The organism is Aestuariibius violaceus (assembly GCF_040779325.2).
Classification (GTDB): domain Bacteria; phylum Pseudomonadota; class Alphaproteobacteria; order Rhodobacterales; family Rhodobacteraceae; genus Aestuariibius; species Aestuariibius violaceus.
The window spans coordinates 19,930-38,994 of sequence record NZ_JBFONT020000016.1; the positions used below are offsets into that span (position 1 = coordinate 19,930).

The 19,065-nt window shown below is 52.9% G+C and carries 18 protein-coding genes; 7 read left to right on the forward strand and 11 right to left on the reverse strand.

Going from position 1 to position 19,065, the window contains the following annotated elements; all coding sequences use genetic code 11:
• Window positions 1–37 precede the first annotated feature (37 nt).
• The gene (locus AADZ90_RS21560; protein ID WP_367312604.1) at window positions 38–151 is read left to right on the forward strand and encodes a superoxide dismutase family protein; all 114 of its coding nucleotides are present in this window, start codon (window positions 38–40) and stop codon (window positions 149–151) included.
• Between the two features lie 297 nt (window positions 152–448).
• Here the strand turns inward: AADZ90_RS21560 and AADZ90_RS21565 are convergent, their stop codons facing one another.
• From AADZ90_RS21565 to AADZ90_RS21615, 11 genes are all read right to left on the reverse strand, one after another.
• The gene (locus AADZ90_RS21565) at window positions 449–1,480 is read right to left on the reverse strand and encodes a pyridoxal phosphate-dependent aminotransferase (RefSeq protein WP_367312605.1); all 1,032 of its coding nucleotides are present in this window, start codon (window positions 1,478–1,480) and stop codon (window positions 449–451) included.
• A gap of 1 nt (window position 1,481) precedes the next feature.
• Entirely contained in the window at window positions 1,482–2,189 is a 708-nt protein-coding gene (locus tag AADZ90_RS21570) for a class I SAM-dependent methyltransferase (RefSeq protein WP_367312606.1), read from the reverse strand.
• Between the two features lie 18 nt (window positions 2,190–2,207).
• Complete coding sequence (locus AADZ90_RS21575) at window positions 2,208–2,852, reverse strand: hypothetical protein (RefSeq protein ID WP_367312607.1); 645 nt, start codon at window positions 2,850–2,852, stop codon at window positions 2,208–2,210.
• Window positions 2,815–3,741 (reverse strand): 2-hydroxyacid dehydrogenase, encoded by a 927-nt coding sequence (locus AADZ90_RS21580; RefSeq protein WP_367312608.1) that lies wholly within the window; start codon window positions 3,739–3,741, stop codon window positions 2,815–2,817. Before AADZ90_RS21580 ends, AADZ90_RS21575 begins: the two co-directional genes overlap by 38 nt.
• Before the next feature lie 24 nt (window positions 3,742–3,765).
• Window positions 3,766–4,893 carry an aminotransferase class I/II-fold pyridoxal phosphate-dependent enzyme gene (locus tag AADZ90_RS21585; protein ID WP_367312610.1) on the reverse strand — a complete coding sequence of 376 codons (1,128 nt, stop codon included), beginning with the start codon at window positions 4,891–4,893 and terminating at the stop codon, window positions 3,766–3,768.
• Window positions 4,894–4,903: 10 nt separating this feature from the next.
• A complete protein-coding gene (locus AADZ90_RS21590) occupies window positions 4,904–6,235 on the reverse strand; it encodes a phenylacetate--CoA ligase family protein (RefSeq protein ID WP_367312612.1) in 1,332 nt (443 codons plus the stop codon).
• On the reverse strand, window positions 6,228–7,883 hold the full coding sequence (locus tag AADZ90_RS21595; RefSeq protein WP_367312613.1) for a hypothetical protein: 1,656 nt from the start codon (window positions 7,881–7,883) through the stop codon (window positions 6,228–6,230). Before AADZ90_RS21595 ends, AADZ90_RS21590 begins: the two co-directional genes overlap by 8 nt.
• A complete protein-coding gene (locus tag AADZ90_RS21600) occupies window positions 7,850–8,845 on the reverse strand; it encodes a class I SAM-dependent methyltransferase (protein WP_367312614.1) in 996 nt (331 codons plus the stop codon). Before AADZ90_RS21600 ends, AADZ90_RS21595 begins: the two co-directional genes overlap by 34 nt.
• 147 nt (window positions 8,846–8,992) lie before the next feature.
• A complete protein-coding gene (locus AADZ90_RS21605; protein ID WP_367312615.1) occupies window positions 8,993–9,754 on the reverse strand; it encodes a helix-turn-helix transcriptional regulator in 762 nt (253 codons plus the stop codon).
• 341 nt (window positions 9,755–10,095) lie between these two features.
• Window positions 10,096–11,160: a tryptophan--tRNA ligase gene (gene trpS, locus AADZ90_RS21610; protein WP_425474922.1), complete on the reverse strand. Its 1,065-nt coding sequence runs from the start codon at window positions 11,158–11,160 to the stop codon at window positions 10,096–10,098.
• A 289-nt stretch (window positions 11,161–11,449) separates the two neighbouring features.
• Window positions 11,450–12,579, reverse strand: a protein-coding gene (locus AADZ90_RS21615) for an IS3 family transposase (protein ID WP_367312616.1) whose coding sequence is annotated in 2 segments (ribosomal slippage) — window positions 11,450–12,351 and window positions 12,351–12,579 — 1,131 coding nt in all. Because the reading frame shifts where the segments join, the coding sequence is not laid out codon by codon here.
• Between the two features lie 82 nt (window positions 12,580–12,661).
• Here AADZ90_RS21615 and AADZ90_RS21620 point away from each other — a divergent pair.
• The 6 genes from AADZ90_RS21620 to qatD all read left to right on the forward strand — a co-directional run bounded on the left by AADZ90_RS21620 (window position 12,662) and on the right by qatD (window position 18,790).
• The gene (locus AADZ90_RS21620) at window positions 12,662–12,784 is read left to right on the forward strand and encodes a hypothetical protein (protein ID WP_411997148.1); all 123 of its coding nucleotides are present in this window, start codon (window positions 12,662–12,664) and stop codon (window positions 12,782–12,784) included.
• 180 nt (window positions 12,785–12,964) lie between these two features.
• Window positions 12,965–13,939: a tyrosine-type recombinase/integrase gene (locus AADZ90_RS21625; RefSeq protein WP_367312618.1), complete on the forward strand. Its 975-nt coding sequence runs from the start codon at window positions 12,965–12,967 to the stop codon at window positions 13,937–13,939.
• Between the two features lie 204 nt (window positions 13,940–14,143).
• Window positions 14,144–15,964, forward strand: coding sequence for a KAP family P-loop NTPase fold protein (locus AADZ90_RS21630; protein WP_367312619.1), 1,821 nt, complete (start codon window positions 14,144–14,146; stop codon window positions 15,962–15,964).
• Between the two features lie 128 nt (window positions 15,965–16,092).
• Complete coding sequence (locus AADZ90_RS21635; protein WP_367312620.1) at window positions 16,093–16,728, forward strand: Qat anti-phage system associated protein QatB; 636 nt, start codon at window positions 16,093–16,095, stop codon at window positions 16,726–16,728.
• 110 nt (window positions 16,729–16,838) lie between these two features.
• Complete coding sequence (gene qatC / locus AADZ90_RS21640) at window positions 16,839–18,059, forward strand: Qat anti-phage system QueC-like protein QatC (RefSeq protein ID WP_367312621.1); 1,221 nt, start codon at window positions 16,839–16,841, stop codon at window positions 18,057–18,059.
• Entirely contained in the window at window positions 18,056–18,790 is a 735-nt protein-coding gene (qatD, locus tag AADZ90_RS21645; RefSeq protein ID WP_367312622.1) for a Qat anti-phage system TatD family nuclease QatD, read from the forward strand. The genes qatC and qatD overlap by 4 nt, the downstream gene beginning before the upstream one ends.
• The last annotated feature ends 275 nt before the right edge of the window (window positions 18,791–19,065 follow it).

Below are 19,065 nucleotides of genomic sequence, written 5' to 3' on the forward strand. Positions count from 1 at the left end.
CCTTCGAAACAACCACATTCTCACATTTAAGTGCTAAGTGACAGCGGACGGTACAGCCATCGTCATTCATGCCAATGAAGATGATCAGCTGACCCAGCCTATCGGCGGGTCCGGCCCTCGCATCGTGTGTGGATTGGTTGAGCGCAGCTGACCAATGCGAAGACAGCGCGCGCGGCCGGGCGGATCCAAATGCGACGGCTGCGCGGCATATCTTTGGAAAATTGTCGTATCTCTGTCTAACGTCAGCGCTTGATGTTTTTGAAGGTCTTCTCGCCAGGGCTGTTCGCTGTCTTTCTCATCGTCCACTCCTCGGTGGCTACGATGAGCAACAAACCCTCACTTAGCAAATGACCCTATTTGGCCCCATAAGCGCTGACGTCAGACAGTGTCCAGTTCAAATGGGGGTTAGTTCACGTGGACACACGTACTGATGTGATGGAGATCATCCTTAGTTTTCACCGGTCAGTCGCACAATATTGTTCTCAAGTTTGCTACCAATGCTAAGTCTCACACCTTGATCTGGGTAAACCTTGGCAAGAACACCGTGGCTTTCAAGAGGTTCAACCCAATCTGCCCCGCCATCCGACCAAGGTAGCCAAAGAAAATTTGTTTGGCTCTCGAGAACCCTGCGACCAAGCTTACGAAGGTCTTTCTGCAGAGCTTGCCGTTCGGCGCGCAAGTTCTCTATGCGAGCCTCAAGTTCTGCTTCATTTGAAATCGATGCTTTCATGGCGGTTTGAGCAATCATGCTGAATCCAAAGGGAAGTGCCCGGGCCTGTATGCGATCACCAAAGCTTGGATTGGCAATGCCGTAGCCAATGCGCATTCCAGCAAGACCATAAGCCTTTGAGAATGTCCGAAGCACAACGACCCGCTCATGGCGCGACAGCAAATCGTTTACATCACAGCGAAGAGCCTTATCCGAAAACTCGATGTAAGCTTCGTCAATCAAAACAGATACACATTCAGGAAGATGCTCTAGAAAAGAAAGTATCTCAGAAGGCGGGAGGAACGTCCCAGTAGGATTGTGTGGATTGCAAATGACCACTACAGTGTCTTTTAGACCTGCACAATCAGCAAGAGCATTAAGGTCTTGCATACCGACGCTGTCAAGCGGAACGGGGTATTTTTCTGCTGCGACCATATCCGCTAGTATGGGATAGCCCTCAAAGGTAGGGCTGCAATAAACAACACGGCTAGGCCGAATTGTTTCCAGAACTTGAAGCGCGACACCGACTGATCCCGAACCAGTAATGACATTGCTGGCATCAAGATGTAGCCATTCAGCTAGGCAGTCTTGGGCCATCCTAGGATGGAAAGGTGGATAGCGATTAAGGCCGTCCAGTTCTTGTGCAATCTCGCGCACAACCGAGGGAAGTGGAGGAAAGGGACTCTCGTTGAGGTTGAGACGTAGTTTTGCATAAGTGTTAGCGTCGGCACCCATACCCTTCGTTGGCTGTACTAAGGCTTCTTCAGTCATACTATTTCTCCGCTATGAACAAACAGAACTGATCTGCCTCAGTTTTATCATATGGCGGAGGCGGCAACGTGAATGCTTCAACAGCAGAAAACCCCGCCTGTCGGACAGATGTGAGGTAGTGATCTGCTGGCCAAAAACGATCGTAAACGTTTATCGTCCCACCTGGTGTTTTAACTGTGGTTAACATCTTGTCACCAGGAGAGTAGTTTTGATTTGGCTCTCCGTTGCGAACAGATGCGAACTGAATACCTACGCTTGCTGGATTCATATCGAGGAAAATTGCGGTACCGCCTGACCGGAGAGAGGTAAAGGCCGATTTCGCTAGTATTTGGTGACTGTCATGATGTGGCAAATGCATAAGAACAAAGCAACTCACTACCACATCAAAAGTTTTAGCGAACGGCTTTAAAACCTCACTGGTCTCACCAAAAATGAACTGTACACGATCATGCGCATATTCACGGATTGCGGTATCAATCATATCTTGGGACGGATCGATACCAACCACGTCCGCAGCAAACACCTTACCAAGATAATGCGTGAATATACCAGGACCACAACCAAGGTCTAAAATTCTTCCGCCCGACAAGTGAAGCCTAGAGATATGATCAACGATGGCGGAATATCCCATGTCGAGCCAATCATTTGCGATCATCATAGCAAGATAATCATCTGCTCGGGGCAGGGTATCTGAGTTCTTGTCAGGCATCATTTGACCTCCCTTGGGTCAACAAAAACTAGAAACAAAGTCATGCACAGGCAGCCATTGACCACGGTCTCCATTCCATGGATCAATTATAAGAAACGGAACAGATGAGTATTGCAGTGCAACTTTGACGTCTGGATCGAGCGCATCATGGCTCTCGTTATAGCGAGGGGCTTCCTGATAGATATTGTCAACAGCTTTCAGTGAAGCCTCACTACCAAAAATCCCTCCGCCTTTTGTAAGACCCGCAGCGATAACAATTATTCGACCACCGTTTGAAAGCTCTGCACGCCGCTGTGCCATCTCCAATACGCCTGTCCGTGACCTTTCGCTATCGCGGTCGATCAGAAAGATCGCATCAATGCTTGTGTGCCCATATGGGAGCTGAGCCGCTATGTCCAAAGCATAGAGTGCGGAGATTGAAATTGGCGTTTCAACTTTAGTGACAGGCGTAACCCAAGGTTCTTTCGTACAGGCTATAACAACGGCGCGAGCGGCAGCGTCGCAACGAGTCTCGACTAGAAGCATATTTGCATCTGCCATTCTTTGTTCTTGCCACGAAACCTTTGCGCTGAGAGCGGAAATCGCACTGACTGCCCAATGTGATGACGCATCGCTGGCAAAGACACTAGGAAGATGCATCGCTGTCTCCCAGTCGTAAGCCATCAATTTTTTTTATTAGTTCTTCTAAATTCCTCTGCCGACTCTGCACCGTGTACCATGCGGTTCCCGGAGTCACGATTGCATTCGGGTGGGATCGTAAGACATCTGCCATCCTGTATGAGCAATCGTCGAGCGCAATCCCTGCGATACGACGCTCTCGTACAACTTCTTCCAAGCTACTCTCACAAAAAAGATTGAACCGGCCGACATTGACCCAAAGACTATCTCGCTTCGCCTTTGAGAGAAGATGCCCATCTAAAATGCCATGAGTTTCGATATTATATGGCAACTGAATACTGATCATATCGCTCTCAGCGATGACTTGATCCATGGGCATAAGCTCAACACCGGGGGCTAAATTGCCCGAGCGGTTGCAGCCAACGACCCGCATACCGATGCCATGGGCTCTTTTTGCGATTGCCTGGCCAATCCGGCCTACACCGATCAAACCAATTGTTGTTCCATTGAGTTCTCGGCCAAGAAATGGAGTATACAGATGCGCAATCCCTGCTATGCCAGCACGGGATGCTGCTGGTAAACAGCGAGCCAAAGCGTAGGCACAAGCCACGACGTAATCGGAAACCGCGTCAATGCAATAGTCGGGACAATTGGAAACGGTGACACCAGCTTGAGATGCTGCCGTCAGATCGACAGCATCCCAAGCCGACAATAGTAATGCGATGTGCTTCAACCGACCATCTGTGGGGATCGACTCAGCAGTGAAGCGACTCCACTCAGAAATTGCTATATCGGCACTTGCGAGACGCCGCCGCAATTCTAATGGAGAAGGACGGTCAAAGTGAAGCTCAACTGTCCCACGTTTTGCTAGTTCTGAAACAAAAGCGGTGTCTATATAGGTTGGCTCATCGACGTATACGATATTGTACGGCATCGGAGATATCTCCACTGGAGAAACTTAGCGTAAGAGCGCTTGTTGCTGAAGATGCTTGCAAGCATCGGCAAACTCATCACAGTCTCTTGCCAGAGCCACCCGCACGAAGCGGGAGCCAATATCTGGCTCATGCCAATAGAAGTGGTTGCCAGGTAAGATACCAATGTTTGCAGCGGCAAGAGCGTCAACGATGGCCAGACTGTCCAGATCTTGATTATTAATCTCCAACCACTCCACACTGACTGTGCTGTCCTCAACGGCCGGACTTAGCGTTGTGCCGGCAAGTGCTTTACGAAGGGTTGCGCGGTTTGTTCTGATCGTGTCCCTCACGCTTTTATCCAGACCATTGACATCAGAATCGATGACATACTCAGTCAGCAATCGCAGAATAAAGGGGCTGACGTTCAACAGAATGTCGTTGTGATAGATGCGCAGCTCGTCGAATAAATCCTTACTGGCTCCCAAGATACTGCATTTAAGATCTTGCGTCGGCCATGTCTTACCTGTGTCCTCAACGGTCAGATAGCTTATACCAGCATCTTCCATGATCTGATAGCTATCGAACAACTTGCCGTCGTTGTAGAACCGAAAAGTATGATCAAGGATAAGAATCTTCTGGAGATCTGTACAAAGTTCGACAACTTTCACAAAGTAGTCATGATCGAGGCTGAAACCGGTTGGGTTGTTAGGAAGCGTCAAGAAAAGCGCATCGGTCTTCATCTCGGAAAGGCTGGCTTCGAGCCTCTCAGGCGACAGTTCATGTTCTCTGATTGGAGTGAGGGAAACATTGCGACGCATTAGGATAGTTGCAAGATTATCGAAACAAGGTTCCAAAAGGGTCACAGAGTAAGAGTTCGCTGATAGAAAAGTGGCGATCAGATCCGTTGCTAAAGACGCCGAATAACAAAGCATTGTTCGTTCTGAGTCCACGACAGAGTGCTGTCCGGCCAGTTGGAAAAATGCTTTTTGGAATTCACGCTCAACAGCGCCCTGAAGCATGGATTCCGCTTGAAAGAATATAGAGGGTAGCCCCGACACTATTCCATGCTGGGTTTTGTTTTGTTTTTGATGAGCATGTCCATCAGCCAGATTAAATTTTCTATTGATACCAGTGCTTTCATAGCGGGTTAGGTTCGGCATTGCTTCGTTCATTGACGCCTCCTCAGTTGGTGCGATTGATGATCTGATTACGCTTGCCACGATTGGTTGTAGGAAGTTCGTCAACCAATCGGACTTCAACTTCTAATTCGCCAAATAGAAATTCACCTATTTGGCTGGCGATCTTTGCTCGAACTTCTTCATTCATGTCCCGACCAGGAATGCATTCAAAAATTGCTTTTGTTGGCGTTTCCAAAATCAGAGCCCAACCTGATATGGCTGTCCGGTAATCCATGAGACGGGTGTATCCAATATCAAGGAGGTATCCTGACGACAGGAATCTCCCAGATGGAAGGACAAAAGACGAGTTTTGACGACCCGAGAATGTAGCAAGCATTCGCAGATTACGGTCGCACGCGCACTTCTCGCTAGCTGGTTTCAATGAGGCAATATCGTTCTGTCGATAGCGGATGATCGGCATTGCCCAGTTGTAATAGCATGTCGCGACAAGATCACCTTCCTCGCCGTCAGGTAGTACCTCACCATTCGGACTAACAATCTCAACGAGCTGAATGTCTTCCCATATGTGATAGCCACCATGCCGACATTGGGCAGCAACTGTGCCAGCTAACTCTTCAGAACCATATTCATCCAACACAGGAACGCCGAAGAAGTCAGACCATTCATCTCGTTGATCTTGTGTAGACATTTCAGATTTGACATTGATTACAATCAGACGCTCGCGAAGAGCTTCCACATCTCCTGGTGTAAGGTGCCGACGGATATCTTCTAGGCGAGAAGGGTATAGGGTCAGCATGTGCGGCTTGCTTTGGCGCAAAGTGGCTACCGCCTTATCCAACGGGTCTAGTGTCCAGATATGTTCAAGCCTGTAGTCTGTTTTTGTGAGGCCTGAGAGTGGGTATTTTCCCGTGTAGACATAGGTTTGAACATGCTCTGGGCGGTACCCGTCCATCATCATGTCGTAGATTCTATATGCCGTGAGAACACGCTCTCGCATTGTACGTTCAGAGTATGCGACCGTAACCGTACTACCGCTCGAACCACCTGTTACAGCGGTCGTCAGCTCGGATAGCTCATAGCCTTTCGCAATCGCATCATGAGGATAGTTATCTATCAGGTCCTGTTTCTCGATGATCGGAAGATGCTTCGCATCATCTATCGACCGGATTGCATTGATATCAACGCCAGCACCATCGTACTTGCGCCGATACATGGCCACATTTGCATATGCATGATGAACCATCTTGACGAAACGTTCGTTACGAAGTTGTGCCAGCGTGGCATCATCTAAAAACTGATTGCGCCGAAGCTCTGGACAGAGGACCTTCGCGTCTCGCGCCAGTAATGCCAGTTGCTTTTTATCGAAATCACGCATTGAACATCTCCAAGGGAAAGGAAGAATGACGACGTTTTCCCTCATCGAGAAAAACCCCGGCGAGGATCTCGCCCGCACCGACCTCCATCTGATCCGATGACAAACGACTAAGGCTATCTATCGTCGGAAGAGCAGCTGAAATCCGACGTTGCCAGACAGAAATATTTTCCGCGCGCAAATCTATTGAAACCCCGTTTGAATCTTCGTCACGCGCTTCGCAGGGAAATGCTGGTGATAGCGTACAGGTTTTCAGAATAATGCTGTGTCCGAGAGAAAGGGCATGTGAACGACCAGCGGCTTCGTTTAAGACATACCTTTCGACCCTGGCCGCTAACATATCAGTGTCCTCTGTTGCGAAGGCCTTCTCAAAGCCTTGATTTCCTAAAGACGCGAGCAAAAAATGAAGTTCAAAAAGAGATTGCGAGACCGCTGGCCCGAAATTGCCGCTGGCAACACTGACTACATTCTTTTCAGTGGCCATGTCTCGCATTTCTCGAAGAAGACTGCTTCGACGTATAGCACCGGCATAAGTTGGGCCAAGAGCCGCTTTGTCCATGAAAGTGAGAAGATCGTTACTGCGATCTCCGAAGGCAGCGGCACTTACGGCACGAGCCACCTCTTCTTTGGTCAAAGCTTCAAATTGACCAACAGAGGTTGATAGGGCCATTTCCTCAATCGCATAATGTGAACTGTCGCCAGCAGGGGCATAAACAGTTTGCAAAAATTCTGGAGAGACAGCTGATGCATAGCAGGTAGCATTTGGCCTAATTGGTGGTTCTGCCAGACAGTCTAATAGCGGAACCAACCCACCTTTCGACCTTATAGGGCCGAACTGAACGTCTTCCCAACCAATGAGAGCTGATGGGACAATCAGCGCAATATCAGCCCCGGATGTGTGATGAAGGTTCCACAAGAGTTGGTGTAGGGCGCCAGAAGTAGTCAACTTCTGCGCTAAAGCTTCACCGACGCCGGCTGCGTTTGCCTCACCATGAGTGTATGGGCAATTAAAGCCCATCCCACCAAGGCCCGTAGTTGAAACTCGGACATACCGTTGGACATCCATTTCTTGTAATGCCAGTCCGAGTGCCGCAATGTATCTAGCTATCACTACAGGACCATTTCCCAAGATAAGATCATCGACGCCAGTGGACAGCTTGGCGGCCGCATCTTCACAGTTGCTATCGACGATCTTTCGCAAATCGCGTGCGATCTCATGGAAGGGTGATTCTGCACTGCGGGTTGCGTAGGCAGCATTTACAGAATCGACAATTATGGTTGGCCTGACCTCCTCGATTATTCGATAAATTGATGACTGACGAAGCGTTTCAGGTGTGGGCGACATCATCAGATAGTCAGCCATTCCCCGACTTTGAGCTGCTGAGTCTTCTCCTATTGAACCGTCAAAGAAGAATATGTTTCCAGCCGATCCTGTAACACTGATCGATGTATCACGGTTGTGCTGCAGTTCGTGAAGCCGCGTTTTTAAGGAGGTTTCAGAAAGAGTTCGCAGATGGATTAGTTCACACTCTGCAAGACTGTTCATCATGTGCTTCGCGGTAGATGAGCCGACTTCGCCTGCTCCTATTAGCAGCAGGCGTTCTGCTTTGTTGCTGTTCATCCCCTGGGACCACGCGGCTTCAACACCCATGCATAGCTATTGGGAACACGCAAATTCACTTCTTTGATAAGATCAAATTGGGCTTCATCAAACACTGAGAGCAATGCGGAACGCGTCCGCGGCCGTAGGTCTTGTAGTCGGTGTATGTAGTCAAATCCTGGGGAAAACAGTTGAGCCTCGGGTTTGTCCTCGCTGGTGGTCGTATCAAAAAAGACGAAGTATTCAGCACTCGGAAATATCTTAGGGTAGGTCCTCAAAACAGATTCACAAAAGTTATCCGATGTGATGTGGTGCGTCATGAATGTTTGCATGACTATGATTACATCAGGATAGGAGCCTCTAATTCTGGTCGCGTCGCCTATCTCAACACGAAGATCGATACCTTCATCTTTGGCTTCAGCTATAATAGGTTCAGCCGCTTGGAGTGCTCCCGGCGAGATGTCGATACCAATGCCCTTCAGATGAAATTCTTTGCACAACCGAAATAGGCGTCGAGCATTTCCGCATCCGATGTCACAGAGAGTTCCTTGAGGCTTTAAGTCGCGAAAGAGGCTAAGGACATCCTGGTCCAGATATCGACTTCCAATGGCTGCCGATGAAGTCGCAACAACGTTCCCTTTAATGATTGATCCGAGATCACTGGGAGTGGTGGCATCAGGTTGCAACCAGTAAGCGAGAAGGTTGCTATATGCATCTAGCCACAACGCAAAGACTTCGCGCTCTTGATAGAGTTCTTTCCCGAAGTCGGTCAGTGTAACTCTGCCGTTTTCCTTGTTCACCTCTGCGGCGTCCGTAGCCCACAAGGTCCGTACAACAGCCTCAACAATATGACTCTTCGACGCCATGGACTGATCGCAAGCACCATCGATTACGATACTACCATCTGCAATTCTATCCAGTATTCCGTGGCGGTTACCCAGAACTATAGCATGAGCTAAAACTGCGTCGGAAAAGCAGCGCCCAGCAAGAGAAGACTTAGGCATTGCGGTCATCTATCATCCCCTCGTGTCAGATCGGAATCGATGGTGCTATCGTTGAACCGATGAACAACGGCCTACCTCGATCCAATGACACGGGCGAGTACCCACTCAGGCCAATAAACTTGTGTTAACCTGTTTAGGTCATGCGACAAGGTTAGCTCACAAGACATCCCTGTAAGATATTATGCCTCTATGCAAAGCTTGAACGACTAGCTGCGCACGCCGTCTGCCACCAAGCTTTTGACGTATAGCTTCAACATGGCGATGTACGGTTTGCTCGCTCAATCCAAGGATTTGGGCAGCTTCCCAGTCGCTCTTGCCCTTAGCGACGAGGATTAAACATTCCATCTGTCGTGGAGATAAATTGTTATCAAGCAAAGCTTGTTGGGGCGAATGGCCAGTGTGGAGACGAGCTGCAACCTCATATGCAATCGGAGCTATGAAGCTCATCCAAGCTCTTCGGTCTGCTGGAAAATCCACGCTCTGATCCGAAATCAGAGTCATCAGTCCATTGTATTGCCCAGGCAGCCTCACCGACACACTTACGCCTTCTTGAATGCCTGCCTGCTCTGCTTCATCAAGAACACGTGTCTGCCTTTTACTCAGGTCAATGATGTCACGGATATCACGCCACACCAAAACTCTACCGGTGTACTCAAGTGCCTTGATGATAGGGTCGAACCTGGCGAAACCATTCTGGTCATATTCATCCCAAAGCATCTCGGGATAGTTAGTCAATCGCAGAAGCTGTGATGGGGCGTCTGAAGGTATCGCGACGTCTTGGAGCGTATACCAGCGGAAGCCGCATCGTTCGGCGAATTCCTTTAAGTAAGCATCAAGCAATTCGAGAGAGTTGCACATCTCAAGAGATACTGTAAATGACTGTAAATTAAATTCGCTTCCTGAATTTTCTTTCTGCATAAAGGCCCCTCACTCATGACAGCGTTTGATGCGCACGTTAACAAACCGCGTTTTTTCATCAGGCCCGATGAGCGTTTTTTTGTTTCGCTTCATAACTAAGAGGTCCATTCGGTCGAGGAGATAAGAGCCAAATCTCATAGTTTGAATTACAACGACGCAATGGTACCCTTTCATGCACAATGTGCGTCTCAAAGGACCAATGACTACAGCCTGAAACAAGTATGTATTGGAAGCCCCTCATACAACCCTGAGTTTTGCGAGAGGTGGAATCACGCCCATACGCCAACGAAGCGCATGGGCACGACTTTCCAAAAAGTCAGATCATCGGCGATCTCTGTCGATCAAAGCTGAAAGAGACCAAGAGCATCAACAACTTCGCGTTTAGTTGCTTCGGTGAGATTTTGAGCGCGCTCGGTACCTTGGCGGATCGTCTCAACTACGTAGGCTTGATCCTGCGAAAGCTTCTGCCGGCGTTCTCGGATCGGTGCAATGAACGATTGCAAGATGTCCTCGAGACGAGACTTAATCTTGCCGTCACCGAGCCCGCCACGTTGGTAGTGGGCTTTGATCTCTGACAGTTCTTGCTTTGCATCGTCAAAAGCATCTAGGTATGCGAAGACTACATTCCCTTCAACCTGACCGGGATCTTCAACCCGAAGGTGGTTGGGGTCAGTGAACATCGCCTTAACAGCATCTCTGATTTCATCAGGTGAGGCCGATAACTGTATAGCATTACCGCCTGATTTCGACATTTTTGACCTGCCATCGATCCCTGGGAGCCGGCCATTTGAAGAAATGACAGCTTGGGCTTCTGGAAGAACAGCCTTACCAGCAGTCGCGTTGATCTTTCTAACGATTTCATTGGTTTGTTCAATGAGCGGAGCCTGATCCTCACCAACGGGGACAATGGTTGCCTTGAAGGCAGTTATGTCTGCTGCTTGAGCAGCTGGATAACACAAAAACCCAGCTGGAATGTCCCGGCCAAAACCGCGTGCACGGATTTCGTCCTTGATCGTTGGATTCCGTTCAAGCCGGGAGACGGTGACATAGTTGAGATACAACATCGACAGCTCGGCAAGAGCTGGAAGGTGTGATTGTAAGCAGATCGTTGTAAGACTTGGATCAATACCTACGGCCAAGTAGTCAAGAGCGACCTCGATCACGTTGCGACGTACCTTGTCAGGGTCACTAGCATTGTCGGTAAGCGCCTGCGTGTCTGCCAGCAATAGGTACTGTTCATGGCTATCTTGATATCGAAGTCTATTCGATAATGATCCAGCATAATGACCTATATGAAGAGGTCCAGTTGTCCGATCACCAGTCAAAATGATAGGTTTGTTCATGTTTTCTTCCTCGTAAGACAGGTAACCGCATGAGGAAAGCAGGAAAACAAAAAGGCCGCCCATGCGGCGACCTCGGTACAGATGATATTGTCCAGTCGCCCTATAGAGAGACCAGCCACCAAAGGTTTGTGTGTAGTTTGTTGTTTTCCATAAGCGCACGAAGTATCGAACCGGGCGGTGCTAGTCAATCGACCTTCCGAAAAACAATCCGTTCGAAACCAGCACATGAAGACAGATTGCGCCTAGAGTTCAGGCGCAGCGGTTTCTTTGACTGCGAGAAGTAGAAACAACATCTTCGAGACCACCACACATATTGGACCTGTCCCGTTTTTGTGCCGCCCCAAGTGCTCGTTTAGGCCACTTTCCGTTCGAAGGCGACCGGGCTTTTCCAGCCCAGTGCTGAGTGCCGTCGGCGCGGTTTGTAGAAGCCGTTGATATATTCGAAGATCGCGATTTCGGTATCCCGCCGCGTTTGCCAGGACCGTCGCCAGATCAGTTCGGCTTTGATCGTTTTGAAGAACGTCTCGACGGCAGAGTTGTTATAGCAATTGCCCTTGCCGCTCATCGACACCTTGAACCCGTGCTGGCGCAATATCTTCTGGTAATCATGTGAGCAGTATTGCGACCCGCGATCCGTATGATGGATGCAGCCCTTGGGCGGTTGCCGCAGTGCGATAACCATCTTCAAAGCCCGGATTGCGAGATCACGCTTCATCCGGTTGCTCACGGCCCAGCCAATGACACGCCGAGAGTGCAGATCAAGGATCACTGCCAGATACAGCCAACCCTCATGGGTCCACACATAGCTGATGTCACCGGCCCACTTTTGGTTCGGGTGATCTGCCTGGAAGTCCCGGTTCAATAGGTTCGGCGCAATGTTGAAGGCGTGGTTGCTGTCGGTCGTCACCTTGTATTTCTTTGACCGTTCAACCCGTATGCCATTCTCGCGCATTAAACGGCCGATGCGGCGATGGCCGATGTTCAAACCAAGCTCCTTCAGTTCTTCGGTCATACGGGGCCTGCCATAGCTGCCCAAGCTGAGATGGGCTTGTTCTTTGATGTGTGCAAGAACGATCATGTCGGTCCGCTGCCTTTGACTGGCGGGGCGGCTGCGATAAGCGCGCAGGCCGCGCGGGCTGACATCCAACACGTCGCACATCCGATTGGAATTAAATGCATCACTGTTTTCTTCGATGAACCTGGACCTCATGGCTTTTGACCCGCGAAGAAGACCGTTGCCTTTTTTAAGATCTACCTCTCCTCCTTGAGGATACGGTTCTCGCGTCGAAGTCGTTCATTCTCACGGGCCAGTTCGAGGTCCTTGTCCGACACCAAATCCGCGTCGCGATGCGCCGTGACCCACTTGTTCAGTGTCGAAAGCCCCACGCCTAAATCAGATGCCACCTGCTTGCGTGTCAGCCCGCTGGTCAGCGCGATCCACACCGCATCAGACCGGAATTCGTCTGTCCGTTTCAGTCCCATAGTTAGTCTCCTTTGCTGCAATAAATGCTATCAAAGGAGCGGCATCAAACCGCGACACGTCCAACACTGGAGCTTCCGCGAGATGGAGATCTTCAATGATCACGTCGGGCGATCGGAAGACAAAGCGGAGGGCGCTGGCGATCACGGCCTCGTGCGGGCCTACTTCGATTGGAATCCCATGCCGGAGGAAATCGATACTGTCTAAATGTTTCAAGCCCAATTTGTCCCGCTTAATCGAACGTTTAGCTTTGAGGTTGACGTTTAAGTCCCGAAAAAAAAATTGTCTACGATATTGGGTCCCATTATCGTTACCGCTCCGGCGGGTAATTTCGGCGGAGCGACCTGTCTGTGCTGAACTGGCTGAACTCAAACATAGGAGTTCAGCATGTCCCGCTTCGATCACACCGCCTTCGTCAACTCGCGCCGCGATGAGCGCAGCCTTGGTCACCATACGCTCCGGGCCTACGCCCAGGATCTGCGCACCTTCGCCCGTTTCACCAAGGCGCACCACCTCAGTGACCCACTATCGAAAGACGACATCCTCGCCTACCACCGCCATCTGCGTGATGAACTTGGCGCCAAGCCAGCGACCATCGAGCGGCGTCTTGTGACCCTCAAGTCGTACTATGCCTGGCGCGCAGATCGGAACAGCGCCCTTCCCTCCCCATTCGCCGACGTCCGTATCTCTGTGAGGATGCCGCGCCCCATCGACCGAGAGACGCTCAAAGCGGTTCTCGAGTATGGCGAAGGTCAAAGCGCTATGCAGCCGATGTCTGGCACAGACACGACGGCGCCGGCCTCGCAGAGTGCCGTCACGCTCCTGATCATCAAGCTGCTGATCGTCACAGGGTTGCGGATCAGCGAACTGACAAATCTGAAGGTCAGCGACGTGTCGCCGGACGGCAGTCAGATTCTCGTAAATGGCAAGGGCAGCAAGGAGCGGATCGTGTTCGTGCCGAACCAGCAACTGCAAGAGGACTTTCGACGCTTTTGTCAGATACGTTCCAAAGACGGCTCGACTGCCTCGCCGCTGTTCCTCAACATGGCCGGGCGCCGGCTCCGCGCGGCAACCTTCCGAAAGCGGCTGCGGACACTATCGAAACGTCTCGGTATCGAACACCACCTGACCCCGCACCGGTTCCGGCACTCGGCCGCGACGCTCCTGATCGAAGAGGGTATCGACATCCGTATGGTCCAGGCGCTCCTTGGACACGCAAACCTCAAAACGACGGAAATATATGTGCGGGTTTCGAACCAGGCACTGCGATGCGCGTTGGAGCGGGTGGATATTCTAGATGTGCTCAGAAATTTACGTGGAACGCAGATCGTAGCTAAGCGTGCTAGGCTTCAGCCTCAATAGGCTTTCACGTGTCATATGTAGAAAGTAATTCAAGTACATGGGGGATCGCAATAATCGGTCGTTCGCTCTATCGTGGAAATCGACGAACAATGGATCCTATCAATCTCATGACCGCCAACCTCAAATTTCCGAAATACGTCGCTGATGGCGCGGTTCCGAACTACAACGTTAGCTTCCATAGCTCATGAATGCGGAGCCGATTGGATGTGGTCTGACAATGAAACGACAATCGACCTGCTTAACTACGGCGAGGCGGTCGGGCTGGTAACAGACCTCCTCGCACGTGAGGATCTTCGGCCCCTCTCGGTTGGCCTCTTCGGGGGATGGGGTGCCGGAAAAAGCTCGCTCTCAAAGATGGTCGTGCAAGACCTCATGAACGCGGAGGGCGCCCCATACATCGTCGTCGAGTTCGACGCGTGGCTATACCAGGACTTCGATGATGCCCGCGCGGCACTTTTGGAGAAGATTTCGCAGGCGCTCTACGCCTCGGCGAAGGAGTCCGAGACCGGAACGGAGAAGGCGGTTTCGCTTCTCAGGCGCGTGAACAAACTTCGCGTCCTCGGTCTCTTGGCAGAAGGTGGAGCCGCGTTCCTAGGAGCACCGACTTTCGGCATCCTCAGCAGGGGAATTGAAGGGCTCGGCGATATTGGATCAGGCGAGGGCGACGGTGAGGACGTCGAAGCTGTTCGTAAGGCTAGCGAGGACGTTACGAAGAAGACGAAGGGGCTTCTTGATCCCGAGCAGAAACGCAGCCCCCCGCAGGAGATCGAGCAGTTCCGGCGTGAACTGGAAGAGCTACTGAGGGAACTCGGCAAGACGCTCGTCGTGTTCATCGACAACCTTGATCGGTGCCTCCCCCGCAATACGATTCTGACCCTCGAGGCGGTACGTCTCTTCCTGTTCGTACCGGGCACCGCATTCGTCGTCGCCGCCGACGAGGATATGGTTCGGCTAGCCGTCGCCGAGCACTACAAAGCTACTGCGGATCGACTGGTCACCGACTATCTCGACAAGCTCGTCCAGTTTCCGATCCGCGTCCCACGGGTCGGCGTCGCCGAGGTGCGTGCGTATCTCATCGCACTCCTGATCTCGCAACCCACCGACGCCAGCCGTGCTCTGTCACCCGAACATCGGAGAGTGGTGACCAGTGCCCTCGTCGAAAACCTTCAAAACACATGGAAGGATGGGCCACTTGGGTTGAGGGCTCTGGAAGAAGCGCTCGCCAGCGGCGTGCCCCCAACCCCGGACCAGGGGCAAGTCCTCGTGGAAGCGGTTCAGATCGCGGAACGACTCGCGCCGCTTCTAGCGACTTCCGCGAGGGTGGGGGGCAACCCGCGTATCGTGAAGCGAATGCTCAACACGGTGCGAATGCGTCTCTCCGTGGCCCAGCGTCGGCAAATGCCTCTCAACGAGGCTTTGCTTGCGAAGATGGCCCTGTTCGAACGCTGCATGGGGGAGGCGGCAACTAACGTCCTCCTGACTGAGATTGGCAACGCTAAAGACGGGAAACCTGAACTGCTCGGCATGTTGGAAGCTGATGCCGGCAAGGAATCCCCGTCCGCGGAGCTGCCGAAGGAATGGCAGAAACCGGGCGAGGCGGAGTTCGTGCGTGGGTGGATCGAACTGGAGCCGAAGCTGGCTGACGTCGACCTTCGGCCGGTGGCCTACCTCACTCGTGAGCTGAAGCCGCTTCGGGTATCTACTGAAGGCCTCAGCACCGCCGGTGAGACGGCTTTGCGAGCTCTCTTGAAAGCTCGGAGTTCCACGTCCCCGACAGTCAAAAAGGTGCTTGACGAAACGCTCCTGGACGAGCGGCCGTTGGTCATGAGGGCACTCATCGAACATCTAGGGAGAGAGTCCGATTGGAAGTCGGCTCCCACTGGTTTCTTTGGCACGATAGCCCTCGCGGACTACGACGATGATGCTGCGGGAGACTTCGCTACGTTCATTCGATCCCGCAATTTTGCGAAGAAGCCGAAGTGGTTGAGTGCCGCGTTGAAGAACAAGAGTTGGTGGGCTGACTGATGGGCACCTCGAAGGATGGCTCGGGATCGAATGATCGATCACCTCTCGTACCCGAGCACGCGGATGCCGAACCGGGAAAGCCCCTCCCTCCACGGGAGCCCAACGCGCTGCGTAGCTATAGGAACTCAGTGACGCGCTACATTCGCAGCGGCAGTACCGATGATCGGCGCGCCGTTCTCGGGAACTATGCACGCAATGCCGTAGGCACCTCCTCGTACGGATACAGACGGCAGGGGGCCAATGCTCGATCCGGTGCCGCGGGCATCGCCGGGATCGGCGACCTCAGTCGTGGTGGGACTGGACAGGAAGCAACCGGACGCGATCTCCGCTCAGCGATCGGCAGGCCGGTCGAAGAAGCCGCCCAAATCATTGCCGACGCTGTAGCTCCAGAGGGCCAAGATCGCGACGAAGTGCGCGCCGCCATCCAGGATGCGATCTGCCAGGTGTTATCTGAGCAGGACACATTCGATCCGTCGGCGATGACCGAAGACCAGTTCCACGATCTCCTAGCCGTGTACGTGACCACCTGCGTCTTCCACGATCTGTGGTTCCGCGAGGCGGGAGCGTCTGTGAACCGGAACGCATCACCGGAAGCTCTGATGGATCGCGAGAACGACCTCAGAGAGACGGTCAGGGCGACGGTAGACAACGTGCTTTCTCAACGCGGCGGCATGCCGGTTTCGCAGATGTCTGCCAATGACCTTCGCGACCTTCAGCTCGATGTGGTGAGGGGAACACTCGAGATATGGGAGAGCGACGAATGACGAATGTGGCTTGCCTCGCAGAACCGGCAGCCCTTCGCTCCTCGAACGCGGATCGCCGTGTTCGCCTGTTTGGCCCTCGCAAGGACGTCCCTGATGCTGCGGCGACGGGAGTGCGGCTCTACGATCAGATGCGTCGCCTCGAGGGGACGATCTCAGCTAAGGCGTTCGACTTCCTGTCGATCGCCCTCTCTGCCGTGACGGCCGACGTATTCGTGCCTCGCGCCAGTGCCCCGAACGGCTTCTCGCGCAAGATCGAGTTGACTACGAGCGTACAGCAGCCGGAATTCTGGAAAGCCCAAGCGAGCGATCTCGAAGAGTCTCTCAACTTCCTGACCGGCGATCTCTGGAAGATGAGTTTCGTCGGCGAGGGCCGATCCGCTCCGACCGTGGCATCGCGGAAGGGCTTGCGACAACGCACGAGACTTCTCGACTCGAACTGTGTCTGTCTCTTCTCCGGCGGCCTCGATAGTCTGCTCGGCGCCATCGACTTGATCGAGGATGCCAACAGATCGCCGTTCTTGGTCAGTCGCGAGAGCACCGGGGACAAGCAGTTTCAGACCTATCTTCGGAGCCTCCTTCCTTCGCGTCCGCACCTCGGGGCGAACGACGCACTGCGGGGCCCTGAGCGACAGTACGGCGCCTATGCAAGGGAAGATACCACGCGAGCGCGTAGTCTACTCTTCCTGGCCATGGGCGCATGTGTGGCGTCCGCAATTGCTGAGCGCGACGGACTCCTCTTATCCACTGGTAGAGTTCCGCTCTACATCCCCGAGAACGGCTTCATCGCCCTCAACCCGCCGCTCAGCCCGCGAAGAGTAGGAGCGCTTAGCACGCGAACGGCGCATCCCGAGTTCCTGTCGGGCATCCAGCGCATCCTGGACGCAGGAAGCATCCCCGTTTCGATCGAGAACCCCTTCCGACACCTGACAAAGGGCGAAATGCTCAGAGGCAGCTCGAACGCATCGCTCGCGCACAGGCTGGCGTCGAACACCGTGTCCTGTGGCCGATGGAAGCGGAAGCGGATGCAGTGCGGGCACTGCGTTCCCTGTCTGATCCGACGGGCGGCATTCCACGCGAGCAGCGTCACCGACGGGACGCAATACTGGTTAGGTGATCTCAAGCAGGTGATGGACAAGCCCGACCGACGAGCCGATCTGCTCTCCGTCATCTACGCCATCAAACGGTCTCGGACGGAAAGCACTGCTCGATGGGTGATCCGCGCGGGAACCCTCCCTACGGACCCGAACGAGCGGGCGCAGCTCCTTCAGATCGTTGAGCGAGGGCGGGACGAACTCGCTGCGTTCATCCGCTCCGGGGGCGTAGCCGTATGATCGATTTCCATTGCCATCTCGATCTCTACCCGAAGCCGCAGACGATCATCGAGAGGGCGGACCAGTCCGGCGTCTACGTTCTGTCGGTTACGACGATTCCGAAGGCATGGCCGGGCACGAAACGGTTGGCGAAAGGGCGACGGCGCATCCGCACGGCGTTGGGATTCCATCCAGAACTCGCGCACGAGCGGTATAGCGAGCTCGGACTGTTCGATACGTTGATCAACGAAGCCTCGTACGTCGGGGAGGTTGGGCTCGATGGCTCCAAGCATCTTCGAGAGCACGCTTCTCTTCAGCGGAAGGTCTTTGCCCACGTTCTGAAAGCGACCGAGCGCGCCGGGGGTCGTGTCATGTCAATCCACAGTCGTGGTGCGGCTGATGAAGTTCTCGAGCTGCTCCGCCCCCGCGACGCCGGTGTGCCGGTTCTACACTGGTTCACTGGTGGGCCGTGCGAGTTACAGAATGCGATCAATGCAGGGTGCTGGTTTTCAATCGGTCCCGCCATGCTGAAAAGTAAGGCGGGAAGGGAACGCGCGGCAGCTATGCCCCGGAACCGCCTTCTTCCCGAGTCCGACGGGCCATTTGGGAAAGTAGGGCGCAAGATACTTGAACCGCTTGATGCCGGCCAAATTGTTCCAGTACTTTCTGAACTATGGGCTGAGCCTGTCAGTGTTGTTCGGTATCAGCTAATGGAGAACCTGAGAACTATCGCAAGATTCACTCGGCATTAATGCATTAAACTCGTGTCCGATAGCCCGCCACCGTGGTGTGATCGTCGTTGCGGGCCAGTATTGGGATAATCCGTAGTGGCCGCTTAGGGCTTTCACCACTCAGCCCCAAGTCGACCTTCACTTTCCATCACCATGCTGCAGTGCGGCCCAAAGCATGCGTAATTGGGCTGACCCTGCACTGAGGTCGAGCTCCCGATAGGATCACAGGCAAACTGTGAACAAGGGAGAATTCGAATGGAATACTATGCTGGCTTGGATGTGTCGCTGCGATCCTG